We start from the raw sequence: 17,449 nt of genomic DNA on the forward strand, positions 1-17,449 counted from the left end.
TTGTCGGTCCCCCGTCGTTCCGGTGTCGCACTGCCGCTGGTGGCCGCCCGTAGGTGACGGCGTGCACGACTCAGTCACCCGCAGTCGCGCCAGCAGTTAATCTCGATTAACATCAATTTGCCCGCGTAAGGTCCACACCACGGTTGGAGCCGGGCCCTTGACGTGTGCCGAATCACGATCTACGTTAATCCGTATTAACAACCAAGAAAGCGGTACAGAGATGCGATTCATCTTCATGAGCGAGGGTGAGACCGCTCCAGGTCACACACACGAGCAGCGTTACCGCGAGCTCATCGACGAGGTCCTTCTTGCTGAGTCGGTCGGGTTCGATGCCTTCGGGACCTCCGAGCAGCACGTGGCGATCGGCACTGCGTCGACCTCGGCACCGGAGGTGCTTTACCCCTATCTCATGGCCTTGACCAGCCGGATCCAGTTCATCCACCTGGTCACGCTCCTGCCGACGCGGATCAACCATGCGCTGCGGGTCGCCGAGCGGCTGGCGACCGAGGACATCCTGTCCAACGGTCGGGTGGCCCTCGGCGTGGGCCGCGGGAACACGACGCTCGCCCTGCGAGCATTCGAGGTCTCTCCGAGTGAGAACAAGGCGCAGCTCCTCGAGGGCATCGAGGTCATCCGACGCGCCATGTCCAGCGACCTGTTCTCCTTCGCCGGGGAGCACTACAAGATCCCGCCGCGCAGCTTGGTGCCCAAGCATGTCCAGCAGCCCTACCCACCGATTCTGATGGCGACCGGCAGCCCGGAGTCGGTGCGCTCTGCTGCGCAGCTGGGCATCGGAGCCATCATGGGCGGTCACTACCTGGGTTTCGACTTCCTGCAGAGCCTTCTCGACATCTACGACGAGGAGCTTCTTGCGGCCGAGCATGTCTTCCCCGTCCAGGCGCAGAAGGTCGTGGCGGTCTCGGGGGGCATGCATTGCGCCGAGACGAACGAGGAGGCTCGACAGTGGGCCTCGACGCTGACCGAGACCGTCGCATTGTCGACCGATGCCTACGCCCGGCTTGCGAAGCTCTCCAGCGACTACGCCTACCTCGGTGCGGTGAACGAGATCGACTTCAGCGATCAGCGCTACATGCTGGAGGAGTCGGCCGGGTTCATCGTCGGCGATCCTGAGGCCTGCATCGCACAAGTGAAGCGCTTCGCCGACGCCGGCGTCGATGCCATCACCATGCGCATCGACGGACTGCCGCACCAGGAGCTGATGAAGTCGATCGAGCTGTTCGGAAAGTACGTCATTCCGACCTTCAAGAACCCGCGGTCGGTCGTGCGCTCCTCCGAGAAGGTGCTCGCCGACATCCGCGAAGCGCGGCCCGCGCACTACGCCGAGATCGCGGCCCTCGAAGCGTCAGCGGACAGGCCGCGCGACACCATCACGATCGGACAGAACAGATGAACGACTTGCATCCCGACGACATCTTCGCGAAGTATCCACACGAGATCCTGATCGAGCGGCGGCCGCACGGCGTCCTTCTCATCACGATCAACCGTCCCGATAGGCTCAATGCCCTCACGATGCCTATGTTCAAGGCGATGTCCGATGTCTGGGTCGATGTCGAGCGTGACCCCGCGACACGCGTGGTCGTGGTCACCGGCGCTGGACGTGGCTTCTGCACCGGCATGGACGTGCGCCAGCCGGATCCCACGTTCGACGAGGCGATCGCGTTGGGTGAGACCGAACGCCGACGGATCATGACCCTCCTGAACATGGACAAGCCAGTCATCTCCGCCATCAACGGCCCGGCGGTCGGCTGGGGCCTGTCGATGGCGCTCCTCGCCGACATCAGCGTCGCTGCCGAGGACGCCACCTTGTCCGACGGGCACACGAGGGTTGGTGTCGTCGCCGGCGACCACTCCTCACTCATCTGGCCGCTGCTGGTCGGCATGGCGAAGGCGAAGTACTACCAGCTGACCTCGGCGAAGCTGACGGGCCTCGAGGCGGAGCGCATCGGCCTGGTCAGTCTGGTCGAGCCGAAGGAGCGGGTCCTGGACCGGGCGCTGGAGATCGCCACCGAGCTGGCCCTCGGGTCGCAGCAGGCCATCGGTTGGACCAAACGCTCGTTGAACACGGGCTGGCTGACCAACGCTCTGCCTCAGCACGAGCTCTCCGCCGCACTCGAGACGATCGGCTTCGCCAGTGCGGACTATCGGGAGGCCAGGCAGGCGTTCCGCGAGAGTCGGGCGCCGCAGTATCCCTCCGCGCGCGGCGAGGGCCGGTCGGTCCTCGTCCCGGCCACGCACGAGTAGAGGGGACTCGGCCACATGCCAGAACCATCAGATGAGGGTGGAGGGGTTCGCACGGCGGATCGGGACGGGATCCTGATGGTCACCCTTGACCGGCCACCCGCGAATGCGATGAACCGGTCGGCGGTGCGTCGCATCGGGGAGATCTTCCTTCAAATCGCAGAGCGCGAGGATCCGCCTCCGGTGGTGATCACCGGCGCCGGCGGTCGCTTCTACAGCGCGGGCGGCGACATCAAGGAGCTGGAGGGCGTCGGTCGGAGCGAGATCGACGGCAGGATGCGCGACTTCCACGCGATGCTCGTCGCGATGGACCGCTATCCCCGTCCCGTCGTCGCGGCCGTCAACGGCTTCTGCGTCGGCGGCGGAGTCGAGCTAGCCTCCTTCGCAGACGTCGTCCTGGCAGCGCCGCACGCACGGTTCGGCTTTCCTGAGATCCGACACGGACTCCTGCCAGCGGAGAAGGGCATCGCCCGCGTCATCCGCGTGATCGGGATGAGGGCCGCACGGGAGCTGCTCTTGAGCGGTGACCTCATCGGCGCGGAGCAGGCCACGACGCTTGGACTCGTGGACACTGTCGTCGAGCCAGACCGGCTGGTGGCAGAGGCCGTCAGCCGGGCACAGGCGGAGGGCGGAAAGGCGCCCGTTCTCTACGCGGCTCTCAAACGAGCCGTCAACAACATCAGTGAGGCAGACGACGAGCGCTGGTCGGGGTTGACCCTTCGCCAGGTCGCCGCCTACTTCGACGACCCCGTCGCACGCAGCCTGCGCGAGCGTTGGAGCCGATCACCGAAGGTGAAGCCGTCGACTCCGTCGCACACCTCACCTGGAGCTTCACGACAGGAGGCTTCTTCAGCATGAACGTATGGTCCCAGGTCCACCCACCGTGGTGGGACTCGCACGCGGAACAGGAGGCCTGATCATGGCTCTCACACCTCCACGTGCTCCCGCGATCACGCATGGCCGCTTCGCGCCTGCCTTGTTCAGCACCGCCAGGTTCGAAGCCGTCGAGCAGACCTTCCCCCAGATGCTGCGCGCACGCGCCCAGGCCGAGCCTGACGAGGTCGCCTTCAGTCTCTGGGACGGCGTCCGAGCTGTTCCCACCACCTGGGGTGAGTACGCCGAGGGCGTTCGCGAGGTCGCGCTCGGCCTCCACGCGCTCGGCGTGGTGCCCGGGGAGCGAGTGGCGATCATGTCGCCGGCGCGCCCCGAGTGGGTGGTGACCGCTCTGGGCATCCTGTCGGCGGGCGGGATCCCCGTCGGGCTGTATCCCACCAGCTCCGTTGTCGAGACCAAGCAGGCACTTGAGCACAGCGAGACGAGGGTGGTCGTCGCGGAGAGCGCCGATGACATCGCCAAAGTCGCCGACGTCGTCGGGTCGCTTCCTGCCCTTCGTGCGGTGATTGGCTTCGACGTCGAGCCGAGCGGCCTCCCGGCAGAGGTGACATCGCGAACCTGGACGGCCCTCCGAGAGGTCGGGCGCGGGTTGGCCGAGAGCGAACCGTGGCTGTTCGATGAGCTGGTAGACCTGGGTGAGATCGACCAGCCGGCTGCGTTGTTCTACACCTCAGGCTCCACGGGCGCACCCAAGGGTGTCGTCCACACCCACCGCACGCTGCAGTACTCGGTGCTCTCGTTCGGAACGCACTACCCCGAGGTCGCGACGGTCCGGCACGATCTGGTCGGGTTCTTGGGTCTCTCGCACGTGGCACCGGCCTTGGTGGGGGTGTACGTGCCCATCATGACCCGCCTGGTGATCACCTTCTGCCGGATGGACCAGCGCAGCCAGGCACTCGTCGGCGTCCGCCCCACGGCTGTGGTCTGGCCTCCTCGGATGCACGAGAAGCTTCTCAGCGAGGCGCTCGCAGAGCTCAAAGCTTCGCCCGCACTGTTCCGTGCGGCGTACCGCGTCGCCATGAAGCTCGGCCGACTGGTCGCGGCGCGGCGCTGGCAGGCAGGCGATATCCCGTGGCACCTGAGAGCTCCGTACAAGATCGCGCTCCGGTGCGTCTTCCTCCCCCTTCGTCGCAAGGTCGGGATGGACCGCATCACGGTCGCATGGACAGCCTCGGGAGCCATGACCCCCGAGGTCCACGCGCTCTGGCAGGTGTGGGGCTTGGATCTGCGTGAGCTCTATGGCACCACTGAGACCTGCGGCGCCGTCCTGGTGCAGTGGGATCGGTCGTTCCCTCCGCCAGGGACGGTGGGCAAGAGCGTTCCTGACCCTCGGTGGGCGATCAAGGTGACCGATGACGGTGAGCTCCTGGTCAAGGCCCCGCTGCTCTTCGCAGGCTACTGGAACGATCCCGAGGCCGCCTCCGAGGTCATGGACGAGGGGTGGTACCACACCGGCGACCTCGTCGAGATCGACGATGCCGGTGAAGTCAAGCTCATCGGTCGGGCGAAAGACGTCGTGATCACGACGGGCGGCAAGACCATCAGCCCGCAGCCGATCGAAGTACGCCTCAAAGCCAGTCCGCTCATCGAAGAAGCGGTGGTCGTCGGAGACGGTCGCAAGTATCTCACCGCCCTGATCTGGCCCTCCGAGGACGCGGCGGCACTCGGCGACGCAGCCCTCGCACGAGGTCTGCAGTCCTGGATCGCTGCGATCAATGCGGACCTGGCACGCCCTGTCCAGGTCAAGGACTTCCGGGTCCCGCCGCGCGCACTCTCGCTCGCGAAGGGCGAGCTGACCCTCAAGGGGACGATCCGGCGAGCCAGCATCCTGACGTCGTTCAAGGAGGTCATCGACGACATGTACGACGCCGTCGAGCAGGATGAGTTCGCTCGGCACGTACGGCTTCCCGACAGCCCCGCGAACTGACACGGCGGCTGGGATGACACACAATGACGAGCTTCGAATCGAAGCGCTCACCAGTCCCGAGATCGCCGAGGCCATCGCCGCCGGCTTCCGTACGGCGATCCTTCCTCTGGCCGCCATCGAGCAACACGGGCCCCACCTGCCCCTGTCTGTGGACAGCGACCACGCGGATGCCCTCGCCATCAGGATCGCTCGGCGGCTCGGCGACGCCTTGGTCCTGCCCACGGTCAGGGTCGGCCACTCACCCCACCATCTCGGCTTTCCCGGCACGCTGTCGCTGCGTGCCTCGACCCTCGAGGCTGTCTGCCTCGACTACTGCGCCCATCTGGCCGCACACGGCTTCCACAGAGTCCTTCTCTTCTCGGGCCATATCGGCAACTACCCCATCATGCGCCAGTTTGCGCCACGTCTCGTCGCCGCCGTCGGTCCTCGCCTCCACGTGCTGGTCTACGGCGAGAGTGCAGCGGTTCTTGACGCCTGGCGCGCGGCGGCTGACTCGGTATCGGGAGTGGGAGCGCATGTCGGCGGCCACGCCGATGTCGTCGAGACGTCGGTCATGTTGGCCCTTCACCCAGAGAAGGTGCGCGCCGACCGTGCTGTCGCCGGCTACCGCGGCACCGTCGACGAGGAGTTCCTCGACAGGGCATTTCTCGAAGGGATCGATGCGGTCTCGCACAACGGAGTCCTCGGCACTCCCGCCGGCATGTCCGAAACGATCGGACATGCCGCCCTCGAGGGCGTGACGGAGCTCGTCGTCGACTATGCAAAGGCGAACGGAGCATGAGCACGATGCGTTCGGAATCCCCGAGCCTTGGAGCGCGGCAGCTACGCGATGCTTTCGGAGTCTTCCCGACCGGCGTCGTTGCCGTCGCTGCCCATATCGACGGGGCGCTCGTCGGCTTGGCGGCATCCTCCTTCACGTCGGTCTCACTCGACCCGCCCCTCGTCTCGTTCTCGATCGCGAAGGCCTCCAAGACGTGGCCTGATCTGCGTCGCGCGGCGCATCTGGGGGTCACAGTCCTGGCCGAACACCAAGGTGATCTGTGCCGACAGCTCTCCGGCGCCGTCGAAGACAGGTTCCGGGACGTCGTCGTTCGGGTCACTGACGACGGGGCGGTGACGCTTGCGGACGGTGTCGCCCAGTTCGACTGCACGATCGACCGAGAGCTGGAGGCCGGCGACCACGTCATCGTGCTGCTGAGGCTCCACGCCGTCGCCGAGGGCGGTGGCCAGCCCCTCGTCTTCCATCGCAGCAACTTCGGGAAGCTCGCCTAGTCACGCTCCTTGCGCAGGCGAGCGCAAGGACCACAGTCGGCCCAGTCGCTCCGGCTGACCTCTTCTCGCACGACGCACGACGTCGCGCGATCTCGGGCACTCCCGCACGCGGTTCGCCGCTTCGACCATCCAAGGAGATCCAATGAGCAAGTCCCGCATCACCGCCATTGCTCTGTCCGTCACGGCTCTGGCGACATCCGCCCTCTCGGGATGTTCGAGCGGCTCCGATTCCGCCTCGACGGGAGGAGGGTCCGGCTCAGGCAACCAGATCGTCCTCGGCTTCACCGCCACGCTGACGGGTGACTTCGCCAGCTATGGAGTCAATGTCCGCAACGGCGCCCAACTGGCGATCGATGACATCAACAGGGCCGGCGGCCTGGACGGCAAGAAGCTGCGGCTGAAGATCGAGGACGACCAAGGAAAGCCCAGCAACGGGCCGGTGGTGGCTCAGAAGCTCTGTGACGACGGCTCTGTGAAGGCCGTCCTCGGCTATTCCTTCTCCAGCGTGGCTCTGGCCTCGATCCCGGTGGTGAACCAGTGCAAGCTTCCCGTCGTCGCCTCCTCGGTGACCAGCCCGAAGCTCAGCGGGATCTCGCCCTACTTCTTCCGTAACGTCCCGACCGATGCGGCCCAGGGCCTGCAGTACGGGGACTACGCAGCGAGCACTCTCGGGCTGAAGAAGATCGCCGTCCTCTACCAGCAGGATGACTACGGATCGGGGGCAGCCACCGCCTTCATCAAGGGTGTCGAGGCGTCCGGTGGCGAGGTGACCTACAAGGCGGCCTACCAGGTCGGAACAACGGCCTTCCAGAGCCAGATCGCCTCGGCGATGGGATCCGGAGCCGACGCGCTGTACGTCGGCGGGTTCTACACGGAGGCAGCCAAGATTGCCCAGCAGGCGCGCGCCGCCGGGTTCGAAGGCCAGCTGCTCGGCATCGATGGAAGCCTCGCCAACGAGCTGATGAAGCTGGGTGGCCCCGCGGTGGAGGGCATGATGGCCTACGGCACCTTCGTGCCCTCCATCCAGACTGCGACGGTGCAGAAGTTCGTCGCTGCCTACCGACACGAATTCGGCGACGAGCCGACGTCCGCGGCCGCACTGGGCTACGACGCCCTGCAACTCGTGGCGCGGGCGATCAAGGACGGAGGCGACACCAGAGCCGGCATCGAGGCGGCGCTGCCGAAGACGCGCCTGACCGACGGCATCACCGGAGCGAACTCGTTCGACTCCAAGCATGACCGGATCGCGAAGATCTACTTCGTGAAGGTCAGCCACGGGCAGTTCATCCAGGCACAGGGCGAGTCGTGATACTCAGCTATCTGCTCGATGCGCTGATGCTCGGCTGCATCTATGGCCTGACAGGAGTGGCGTTCACGCTGGTCTACAGCGTGCTCGGCATGGTGAACTTCGCCTTCAGCGCCATCTTCATGATCGGCTCCTACGTCACGGTGCTGTTCTGGGTGGACGGCCTCAACGTCCTCGGGCATCAGCTCGACCTGCCGGATCTGGGATTCGTCCCGGCCGTGGCCGTCGGGATCCTGGTCGCAGGCATCGCCGGGGTCTGCGTGGACAGGTTGGCCTACCGTCCCCTGCGCCGGGCACCTGTCCTGACCCTGCTGACCGCATCGCTCGCGGCGCAGTTCTTCCTCCAGGGCCTGGGCCAGTTGCTGTTCGGAGCCAATCAGTCCGCGTTCGGAAATCCGGTGAGCGGTTCGTTCCCGATCGGCCAGGCGAGAGTCGCGAACATCGATCTGGTGATCTTCGCGGTCAGCGCGGCCACCATGGTCGGCCTCCACCTCTTCATCGGCAAGACCCCACTCGGGCGCGGCATCCGTGCCACCGCTCAGGATCAGGCCACCGCCCGACTGATGGGCATCGACACCGAGCGCGTCATCATGGTCACCTTCGTGGTCGCCAGCATGCTGGCGGCCCTGGCGGGGATCCTCTACTCCACGAAATATCAGTTCGTGAGCGCCTCGATGGGGCAGATCCCAGCACTGAAAGGGATCGTCGCTGCGGTCGTCGGCGGTGTAGGGAACATCCGAGGAACGTTCGTCGGCGGCGTGGCTCTGGGCCTCGTCGAGACCTGTGCGGTGGCCTACATGCCGAACGGCTCGGCCTACCAGGACGTCGTCGCCTTCCTGGTCCTCGGCATCGTGCTGTGGGTGCGCCCCCAGGGCTTGCTCGGCATCCGCGTGATGGAGCGAGCATGAGCGCCGATGGAACAGGCGTGAGCACGGTCGACGTGCTGCGCGGTCATGGCTCGGCCATTCGAAGTCGGCTTCGCTGGTTGCCGCCGTACCTCGTCCTGGCGGTCGCGATCCTCGTGCCGGCAGTCGTCGGATCGGATCGCTGGATCAGAGTGCTCGTGGCGACGCTCGTCTACGTCGTGCTGGCCTCCGGCCTCAACCTGCTCGTCGGATACACCGGACTCCTCGACCTCGGATTCATCGCCTTCTTCGCGATCGGCGCCTACTTCACCTCCATCGTCACGGTCAAGGTCGCCATCGGCCATGCGGGCCTCGAGGGGGGATCGTTGTGGTGGCTCGAGCTGATCGACCTGCCAATAGCGGCGCTCGTGGCAGCCCTCTGCGGCGCAGCACTCGGATATCCGACCCTGCGAGCCCGCAGCGATTACCTGGCGATCATGACCTTGGCCTTGGGTGAGGTCGTACGTCAGTTGGCGATCAACTGGGTCGCTCTGACCAACGGCCCCTTCGGCATCACCAACGTCCCTCCTCCGGAGCTTCCGGGGCGCATCCTCGACACCCCGACCTCGCTCTACTACGCGGCGCTCGTCATCGCGATCGTCGTCCTGGTCGCCATCTCACGTGTGACCCGCTCGTCGGTCGGCCGCGCCTGGATCGCCATTCGGGAGGACGAGGTCGTGGCCGCTTCGGTCGGAATCGCGCCACGGCGCTACAAGTTGCTCGCCTACGCCTCCGGCGCGGCGTGCGGCGGACTGATCGGCGCCTTCTACGGCCACATGCAGCAGTTCATCAACCCGGACAACTTCCAACTCCAGGACAACATGACGCTGTTGCTCATGGTGATCGTCGGCGGTGCTGGGACCCAGTGGGGACCCGTCGTCGGAGCCGTGTTGTGGGTGGTCCTGCAGGAGTGGGCGGGTGACTTGTCGGTCGTCCAAGCGCACCCAGAGGCTCGCATGATGGTCCTGGCAGTCCTGCTCGTCCTGTGCCTACGGTTGCTACCTCGCGGAATCGCTCCTCTGACCGCCCGCGTCCGCCACCGCACCGACCGCGTCGCGACGGATGCCCTCAGACCACGACACCGTGCTCGCATCGGGGCAGTGGTGCTGAACGCGGCCGACGTCAGCTGCTCCTTCGGAGGCGTGCGGGCGCTCGAGAGTGTCACCCTGCAACTGCGTGCCGGCGAGGTCCTCGGAGTGATCGGGCCCAATGGCGCCGGCAAGACGACACTGATGAACATCCTGTCGGGGCTGCAGCGTCCCGATGGCGGCACGGTGACCCTGCACGGCGACGATCAGGTCGGAAGCCCGCCGGACGCCATCAACCGATCCGGCATCGCGCGCACCTTCCAGAACATTCGCCTGATACCGGGCAAGACCGTCCTGGAGAACGTGCTGTTGGCTGCGCACGCCGAATATCCGGTCTCCCCTCGGGCCGTTCTGTTCGGTTCCCGTCGCCTCCGCGCCGTCGAGGAGGACGTGACAGCTCGCACGATCGCGCTTCTGGAGCTCGTGGGACTCGCCGAGGCGAGGGATCGCATCGCCACCACCCTGGCGTACGGCGACCAGCGCCGCGTCGAGATCGCGCGCTCGCTCCTGGGTCGGCCCGATGTGCTCCTGCTCGACGAGCCCGCTGCGGGCATGAACCCGACGGAGTCGCTTCAGCTCGAGCAGCTCATCCGCGCCATCCGCGACTGCGGCATCGCCGTCGCCTTGATCGAGCACGACATGTCGCTGCTGATGAAGGTATCGGACAGAGTGACAGCGATCGACCACGGAGTGACGATCGCCGAGGGCTCCCCCGCCGAGGTCCAGCAGCATCCTCGGGTCGTCGGCGCCTACTTGGGAGCGACACGGTGACCCACAATCTGCTCGAGGTCATGAAGCTGTCGAAGCACTACGGCGGCGTGCGCGCGCTCACCGGCGTCTCGCTGAGGGTGGGCGAGGGTGAGCTCGTCGCACTGGTCGGCGCCAACGGGGCCGGGAAGAGCACGCTGCTGCGGTCCATCGCCGGGCTGCAGGCTCCCACCTCGGGCGAGGTCCGGTTCCGTGGCGAAGCGATAGACAGGCTCCGGGCCGACCGCATCGCTCGGCGCGGTCTGGTCCTCGTGCCTGAGGGCCGGCATGTGTTCCCCCGCCTGACCGTCCGAGAGAACCTGCTGCTCGGGGCCTGGGGGCGGCGAAGCGGCATCGATGAGGAGCTGGCACGTGTCCAGGGGCTCTTCCCCATCCTCGAGGAGCGCGCCGGCCAGTTGGCCTACAGTCTCTCCGGGGGCCAACAACAGATGCTGGCACTGGGCCGGGGCTTGATGCGCCGACCTCGGCTGCTCATGCTCGACGAGCCGTCCCTCGGCCTGTCGCCGCTGGCGACGCAGAAGGTCTTCGACCTGATCGCACAGATCCGCGAGCTCGGCACGACGGTGCTGCTGGTCGAGCAGAACGCCCAACGGGCGTTGGAGATCTCCGACCGCGCCTATGTGATCGAGCGCGGAAGCATCCGGTTCAGCGGCGACGCGAAGGATCTCATCGGCAACGACGTGGTCCGGGAGGCCTACCTCGGTCACACCGGATGAGCTGTGAATCGCCACCCCGTCACGGGATCAAATCAGAAAGAAGAAGGGCATGCATGTAGTGGCAACGCCTCTGGACTTCCTCAGCCGGGCGGAGACGATCTACGCCGATCGCACGGCGGTCATCGACCAGGATGTCCGACTGACGTACGCGCAGTTCGCCGACCGCTGTCGGCGCGCCGGCGGTGCACTCGAGGCCCGCGGGATCCGGCCCGGTGACCGGGTCGCCACCCTCACCCGCAACTGCCTCATGGCGCTCGAGGCGCACTACTCGGTCCCCGGCATCGGAGCCGTGCTCGTCCCGCTCAACCATCGACTCAGCCGCAGCGAGCTCCAGCCGCTTCTCGAACATGCCGGGGTCAGGCTGCTCCTGTTCGAGGAGGTCTTCGAGGACGTCGCCCTCGAGCTCGGCGTGCCGACGATGAGTGCCGCAGAGTACGAGCGCGAGATCGTAGGGGCCTCACCCACGATGCGCTCCGTCGCCGACGAGCACGACCTGCTCTCGATCAACTACACCAGCGGCACGACCGGGCGCCCCAAGGGCGTCATGTACGAACACCGGGGCGCGTACTTCCAGGCACTCGCGATGGTGGCGCACAGCAGGCTGACGATGGACAGCGTGTTCTTGTGGACGTTGCCGATGTTCCACTGCAACGGGTGGACCTACACCTGGGCGGTGACGGCCGCCGGCGGCACCCACGTGTGCCTCGATGTCATCGATCCGGTCCGGATCTGGCAGCAGATCGGCGAGGTGGGCATCACCCACCTCAACGCTGCGCCCACCGTGCTGATCAGCCTGGCTGGCCACCAGCTCGCCACGCCGATCGCCGCCGACCACCCACTGCGAGTGGCCACCGGAGGAGCCCCGCCGTCCCCCGCCCTCCTGGCGAAGCTCGCCGACCTCAACATCGATGTCACCCACCTCTATGGTCTGACCGAGACCTACGGTCCTGCGGCTGTGTGCGACTGGCATCCCGAATGGTCGCAGCTGCCTGCGGCCGAGCAGGCACGTCTCAAGGCACGTCAGGGCAATGCCAACATTCTGGGCGGATACGCCCGCGTCGTCGGCTCGGACGGCGTCGACGTGCCGGCCGATGGCGCGAGTGTGGGGGAGGTCGCCCTGCGCGGCAACAACGTCATGCGGGGATACTTCCGTGACCCCGAGGCGACGCAAGAGGCGATCCGCGACGGATGGTTCTACACCGGGGACCTGGCCGTGATGCATCCCGACGGCTACCTCGAGCTGCGTGATCGCTCCAAGGACATCATCATCTCCGGCGGGGAGAACATCGCGAGCATCGAGATCGAGCAGACACTCGCCGCTCACCCTGATGTCGTCGAGGTCGCTGTCGTGGCGATGAGCCACGACCATTGGGGCGAGGTACCGGCCGCCTTCGTTGTCCTCCGCCCGGGGGCCATGAGTGACGAGGCAGCGCTGATCGGGTTCGCTCGGGAGAGGGTGGCAGGCTTCAAGGTGCCGAAGAAAGTGGTGATCACCGACCAACTGCCCAAGACCGCGACCGGCAAGATCCAGAAGTACGTCCTGCGTACCCACCTATGAGGCGAAGGACGTATCTACGCCGCCCGGTGGAAAGTATCCGCGAGCATGCCCCCAAGAAATGGCCGGACGGATCGTCCAATGCAAAGGCCCGCCAGGGAGCCTGCCCTCACCAACGGATTCTCAGACGGGCGATGCGTCGCGTGTGACGTGGATGGCTCGCCTGCTCGATCGAGCGGGACACGCATCGGACCGACGCCGTGTCATGCGGCCCAACAGGGAGGCGGACGGTCGTCGTCACCGGACCGTTCGGGCGCGCCCGCGATCGACCCCCAGGCCCACCCAGCCCTCGCTTCAGGCACCAGCGGCCACGCTGGCCCAGCACGCGCGGAGGTCGCTCCAGTGCCTTCGGCAGCAACCAGGTGCAGGTGCAGAGCCTGGCAACCGCTCCGCAAGGCGGGCCGAGCGACGTGAACCGACGCATGGCGTCAAGTCCCGAGGCGGAGACGGCGCGAGACCCTCGTGCGTCAGCGACCGAGAAATCGCAAGGCGTTCTCGCTAAGAATCTGCTCGCGCTGCATATCCGTCAGAAAGACCGCTTGGTGCACCACCTTTCCCGCCGGGCGCTCCCCCAGCGGGTAGGGATAGTCGCTGCCGACGATCACCTGCGACGCGCCGAGCGTGTCGACCAGGGTGCGGAGTGCGGTCGACTCGAAGACAACGGAGTCCACGCTGAACCGCTCCAGATACGCCGAAGGAGGCAGCTGGGATGCGCCGATGACGTCGTTGCGCGTGTGCCAGGCGTTCTCGAACCGGCCCAGCCAAAAGGCGAACGAGCCACCGCCGTGCGCAAAGCAGATCCGCAGCGAGTCCGGCACCTTGTCGAAGACGCCGCCGAGGATCAACGAGATGATCGACAGGTGAGTCTCGGCAGGCATCCCAGCGAGCCAGCGGGCCATCCATCGGTCGTGCCGCGGGCCGGACGGCATGTCCCATGGGTGCACGAAGACCGGCACCCCGGCGTCGGCCGCGTGCTGGAGGAAGGTGACGATGCCCTCGTCGTCCAAGTCGCGGTCGCCGACGTGGTTGCCGATCTCGACGCCGGCGTGGCCAGCGGCCACGGCCCGGTCCAGCTCACGGCAGGCCGCGTCAGGGTCCTGCAGCGGCACTTGGCAGAACGGCAGCAGCCGCCCTCCGCCCGGCTCGCAGATCTCCAGGGCGAGGTCGTTGAAGATGCGGCACACCTTCTCCGCCTCGATCCCAGGCATGTCATAGGAGAAGAAGACCGGCGTCGGCGAGACCACCTGGAGAGCGACCCCGTCGGCGTCCATGTCGGTCAGCCGCTCCTCGGCACTCCAACAGTTCGCCTCGATCCGGCGGAACTCCTCGGAGGCGACCATGATCATCGCCTCCCGCTCCGAGTCGATCCGCAGCCATGGCTGTGCGGCCCCCAGGTCTGGCCAGCCCTTCGGCACGAAGTGGGTGTGCACATCGACCGTGCCCGAGCATGGCCCCGGCGGAAGGTCCGTCGGCGTCTTGGTCACCGAGTCACCCCTTGCCTGGATGCAGGGCACCGCAGCTGCCGCATGTGCGAGCCTCGACGGAGCCGTAGAACTGCTCGAAGACAGGCGGCAGGTCAGCGACGATGTCGCGCACCTGGAGCTCGACCTCGTGCACAGGGGCGTGGCACTCCAGGCAGAACCAGACGAACTTCTCCAGGGTGCCCTCTTCGCGGATGCGCTCTATCACGATGCCGATCGAGCCCGCTTGGGGTCGCTGCGGGGAGTGGTGCACGTTGCGCGGCAGCATCCACATCTCACCCTCACGGATGTCGACCCGCTGCGGGCCGTCCTCGGTCATCAGGTTCACGTGCATGTCGCCGCGCACCTGATAGAACCATTCCTCGAACGGGTCCAGGTGATAGTCGGTGCGCTGGTTCGGGCCCCCGACCACCTGCACGATGAAGTCGCCCATGGGCTCCCACATCTGCTGGTTGTTGACCGGCGGCTTGAGCATGTCGGCGTGCTCGGCAACCCACTTCTCGAAGTTGAAGACCGGGGGGATGGTGGTCATGGTGCGTCCTCCTTGGTGGGCAGGCAGGCGATCGCCTGGATCTCGATCAGCAGATGGGGATGAGGCAGCTGGTGCACGGCAACGGTGGTGCGGGTCGGACCGGCCTCGTCGAAGTACGTCGCGTAGACCTCGTTGTAGCCGCCGAAGTCGTTCATGTTCACCAGGTAGGTCGTGACTTGAACCAGGTCGGCGAGCGTCGCGCCGACCGCGGCCAGGATGTCGCGGATGTTCTCCAGTACGGCGCGTGTCTGGACCCGGATGTCGAGGTCGACGACCCCAAGCTCGTCGGCGGCGACGCCCGCGAAGGAGTTGTCCGGACGGCGGCTGCTGGTGCCGGAGACGAAGACCAGCTCGCCGACGACCTTGACGTGCGGGAACCGGCCGCGGGGGCGGGCCTTGCCGTCCACGGTGATGGCCTCAGCCACGAGGATCGCCTCCACCCACCACGACGCCGACCCGGCCAAGGCCGCTGACGGTCGCGGTCACCACGGCGCCGGAGGATCGGGGCAACGACACCGCGGCGGTGGCGGCGCCGGCGAGGATGGTCGATCCGGCAGGCAGGGCCAGGCCGAAGCTGCGGGCCATCCGGGCGATCGCCGCGACCGCTCGCACCGGATGGCCCAGGATCGCGGCGGTCGTCCCGGTCTCGACGACGTCACCGTCCACCTCGAGCGTGACACCGAGGTCGTTCAGTTCGACGCCGGCCGGGTCGAGCCAGCCGCCGACGACGTAGCCCGCGGCGGAGGTGTTGTCAGCGACCACGTCGGCCAGGCTGAAGCTGAAGTCGCGGTAGCGGCTGTCGATGACCTCCATCGCCGGCGCCACCGCGTCGACCGCCGACCACACATTTTCGAGGGGGTCCAACGGATCGATCGCGCGACTTAGCCGGAAGGCGATCTCGGGTTCGATCCGCGGATGGATGAGCCGGGCCAGGTCTACCGTGCCGCCGTCATCGAGGTGCATGCCGGAGGTGAGCACCCCGGCGATCACGTCGGAGACGCCCATCTGCTCGGCCTTGGCCTTGCTGGTGAAACCCAGCTTGGCGCCGACGACAGACTCACCCCGGTCGACTCGAAGCCTGATCCCGGCCGCCTGGATGCGGTAGGCCGTCCCCAGATCGAGGTCGCGGCTCGCGGTGAGCTGCGGGACTGCGGACGCCGAGCAGATCGCATCGTCGAGGACTGCGGCCAGCATCTCGACCCCAGGGATCTCGCCGTTCATGATTCCTGCCGCGCTCACAGCTGCACGCACACGTTGGTCGGCTCGGTGTAGAAGTGCAGCGAGTGTCGGCCGCCCTCACGGCCGATGCCCGACAGTCCGACGCCGCCGAACGGCGAGCGCAGATCACGCAGGTACCAGGTGTTCACCCACGACATCCCGACGCGCATCTGCTGGGCGACACGGTGACCGCGCTGCAGGTCCCGGGTCCAGACGGCGGCGGCCAGACCGTAGCGGGTGTCATTCGCGAGCCGCACGGCCTCGTCCTCGGTGTCGAACGGCGTCAGCGCGGCCACTGGCCCGAAGACTTCCTCGCGTGCCACCCGTGCTGAGTTGTCGAGCCCGGCCCACAGCGTCGGCTCGATCCACGCTCCCGCGTCCAGGCCGTCGCCGAGGACCGGCACACCACCGCCGACGAGCACCTCGGCACCCTCGTCCTGGGCGAGCTTGAGGTAGCCCTGCACCTTGTCGCGGTGGGCGGCGGAGATCAGCGGGCCGGTCGTCGTGGCGGGGTCGTCCGGACGGCCGAGGACGAGGCCGCGGGCCCGGGCGACGAGGCCGTCGACCACCTCGTCATAGACAGCGCGCTCGATGTAGACGCGCTCGGTGCAGAGGCAGACCTGACCGGTGTTGGTGAAGATCGACCGAGCCAGGCCGTCGACCGACCGGTCCAGATCCGCGTCGGCGAAGACGAGGGCGGCGTTCTTGCCGCCGAGCTCGAAGGAGACCGGTCGTACCGCGGGCGCCACCGCACGCATGATCGCTGCGCCGGTCGATGACTCGCCGGTGAAGGTCACGCCGTCGATGCCGTCGTGGGTGGTCAGGAACTCGCCGGCCGAGCCCGGACCGAAGCCATGTACGACGTTGTAGACGCCCGCCGGGATGCCGGCCTCGACGAGGACCTCGCCGAGCAGGGTAGCAGTCGCCGGGGTCTCCTCCGAGGGCTTGACCACGACGGCGTTGCCGCAAGCGAGAGCTGGTGCGACCTTCCAGGTGAGCAGCAGCAGCGGAAGGTTCCAAGGCACGATCACGGCGACCACGCCGAGCGGCTTGGTAACCGCGTAGTTCAGCGCCTGCTGGCCGCCGGGGAGGTCGGTGAGGAACGCGTCTACTCCCTCGGCGCTCACGGTGTCTGCGAACGAGCGGAAGTTGGTGACGGCGCGGGCGACGTCGAGCTGACGGGCCTGGGTCACCGGCTTGCCGGTGTCGCTCACCTCGGCGGCGACGAAGTCCTCGAACCGGGCCTCGATCCGGTCGGCCACCCGGCGAAGTGCGGCTGCGCGTTCGGCCACCGTCGCACGCCCCCAGGGGCCGTCCAGCGCCCGCCGTGCTGCATTGACGGCCGCGTCGACCTGTTCCTGGCCGGCCTCGTGGACGCGGGCGACGAGAGTGCCGTCGACCGGGTTGACGTCGTCGAAGGAGCTCTCGCCCTCAACGAAGGTGCCGCCGATGAAGTTCAGGATCTCGGGGACCGTGGAAGTGGACATGCGTCGAGCGTAGAAATCGCCTGACATGTCCGTCCAATGCT

The 17,449-nt window shown here is 67.0% G+C and carries 16 protein-coding genes; 11 read left to right on the plus strand and 5 right to left on the minus strand.

The genetic code is table 11. The features are described 5' to 3' along the window. Positions 1–220 precede the first annotated feature (220 nt). The 11 genes from ACYQ1K_RS12290 to ACYQ1K_RS12340 all read left to right on the plus strand — a co-directional run bounded on the left by ACYQ1K_RS12290 (position 221) and on the right by ACYQ1K_RS12340 (position 12,693). The gene (locus ACYQ1K_RS12290) at positions 221–1,411 is read left to right on the plus strand and encodes an LLM class flavin-dependent oxidoreductase (protein ID WP_459983278.1); all 1,191 of its coding nucleotides are present in this window, start codon (positions 221–223) and stop codon (positions 1,409–1,411) included. Continuing rightward, the gene (locus ACYQ1K_RS12295; protein ID WP_459983279.1) at positions 1,408–2,262 is read left to right on the plus strand and encodes an enoyl-CoA hydratase/isomerase family protein; all 855 of its coding nucleotides are present in this window, start codon (positions 1,408–1,410) and stop codon (positions 2,260–2,262) included. Before ACYQ1K_RS12290 ends, ACYQ1K_RS12295 begins: the two co-directional genes overlap by 4 nt. A 75-nt stretch (positions 2,263–2,337) precedes the next feature. Continuing rightward, positions 2,338–3,117: an enoyl-CoA hydratase/isomerase family protein gene (locus ACYQ1K_RS12300; protein WP_459983280.1), complete on the plus strand. Its 780-nt coding sequence runs from the start codon at positions 2,338–2,340 to the stop codon at positions 3,115–3,117. A 61-nt stretch (positions 3,118–3,178) separates the two neighbouring features. Beyond that, complete coding sequence (locus tag ACYQ1K_RS12305) at positions 3,179–5,080, plus strand: AMP-dependent synthetase/ligase (RefSeq protein ID WP_459983281.1); 1,902 nt, start codon at positions 3,179–3,181, stop codon at positions 5,078–5,080. Positions 5,081–5,093: 13 nt separating this feature from the next. After that, on the plus strand, positions 5,094–5,861 hold the full coding sequence (locus tag ACYQ1K_RS12310; protein WP_459983282.1) for a creatininase family protein: 768 nt from the start codon (positions 5,094–5,096) through the stop codon (positions 5,859–5,861). After that, positions 5,858–6,352, plus strand: a complete 495-nt coding sequence (locus ACYQ1K_RS12315) for a flavin reductase family protein (protein WP_459983283.1) — start codon at positions 5,858–5,860, stop codon at positions 6,350–6,352. The genes ACYQ1K_RS12310 and ACYQ1K_RS12315 overlap by 4 nt, the downstream gene beginning before the upstream one ends. Positions 6,353–6,494: 142 nt before the next feature. Next, on the plus strand, positions 6,495–7,661 hold the full coding sequence (locus ACYQ1K_RS12320; protein WP_459983284.1) for an ABC transporter substrate-binding protein: 1,167 nt from the start codon (positions 6,495–6,497) through the stop codon (positions 7,659–7,661). After that, complete coding sequence (locus tag ACYQ1K_RS12325; protein ID WP_459983285.1) at positions 7,658–8,566, plus strand: branched-chain amino acid ABC transporter permease; 909 nt, start codon at positions 7,658–7,660, stop codon at positions 8,564–8,566. Before ACYQ1K_RS12320 ends, ACYQ1K_RS12325 begins: the two co-directional genes overlap by 4 nt. After that, positions 8,563–10,422: a branched-chain amino acid ABC transporter ATP-binding protein/permease gene (locus tag ACYQ1K_RS12330; RefSeq protein ID WP_459983286.1), complete on the plus strand. Its 1,860-nt coding sequence runs from the start codon at positions 8,563–8,565 to the stop codon at positions 10,420–10,422. The genes ACYQ1K_RS12325 and ACYQ1K_RS12330 overlap by 4 nt, the downstream gene beginning before the upstream one ends. Then, positions 10,419–11,135 (plus strand): ABC transporter ATP-binding protein, encoded by a 717-nt coding sequence (locus tag ACYQ1K_RS12335; RefSeq protein WP_459983287.1) that lies wholly within the window; start codon positions 10,419–10,421, stop codon positions 11,133–11,135. Before ACYQ1K_RS12330 ends, ACYQ1K_RS12335 begins: the two co-directional genes overlap by 4 nt. 49 nt (positions 11,136–11,184) lie before the next feature. After that, positions 11,185–12,693, plus strand: coding sequence for an AMP-binding protein (locus ACYQ1K_RS12340; protein WP_459983288.1), 1,509 nt, complete (start codon positions 11,185–11,187; stop codon positions 12,691–12,693). A 464-nt stretch (positions 12,694–13,157) separates the two neighbouring features. Here ACYQ1K_RS12340 and ACYQ1K_RS12345 read toward each other — a convergent pair whose 3' ends face one another. Genes ACYQ1K_RS12345 through ACYQ1K_RS12365 form a run of 5 tightly spaced genes read right to left on the minus strand, consistent with a single transcriptional unit; the run spans position 13,158 to position 17,408 of the window. Beyond that, positions 13,158–14,174: an amidohydrolase family protein gene (locus ACYQ1K_RS12345; RefSeq protein WP_459983289.1), complete on the minus strand. Its 1,017-nt coding sequence runs from the start codon at positions 14,172–14,174 to the stop codon at positions 13,158–13,160. Between the two features lie 4 nt (positions 14,175–14,178). After that, a complete protein-coding gene (locus tag ACYQ1K_RS12350) occupies positions 14,179–14,703 on the minus strand; it encodes a 3-hydroxyanthranilate 3,4-dioxygenase (protein ID WP_459983290.1) in 525 nt (174 codons plus the stop codon). Next, positions 14,700–15,128, minus strand: a complete 429-nt coding sequence (locus tag ACYQ1K_RS12355) for a RidA family protein (RefSeq protein WP_459983291.1) — start codon at positions 15,126–15,128, stop codon at positions 14,700–14,702. Before ACYQ1K_RS12355 ends, ACYQ1K_RS12350 begins: the two co-directional genes overlap by 4 nt. Further along, positions 15,121–15,924 carry a 2-keto-4-pentenoate hydratase gene (locus tag ACYQ1K_RS12360; protein WP_459983292.1) on the minus strand — a complete coding sequence of 268 codons (804 nt, stop codon included), beginning with the start codon at positions 15,922–15,924 and terminating at the stop codon, positions 15,121–15,123. The genes ACYQ1K_RS12355 and ACYQ1K_RS12360 overlap by 8 nt, the downstream gene beginning before the upstream one ends. 14 nt (positions 15,925–15,938) lie before the next feature. After that, positions 15,939–17,408 (minus strand): 2-hydroxymuconic semialdehyde dehydrogenase, encoded by a 1,470-nt coding sequence (locus tag ACYQ1K_RS12365; RefSeq protein WP_459983293.1) that lies wholly within the window; start codon positions 17,406–17,408, stop codon positions 15,939–15,941. Positions 17,409–17,449: the final 41 nt, after the last annotated feature.

The sequence above is a fragment of the Nocardioides sp. AN3 genome (assembly GCF_054653495.1).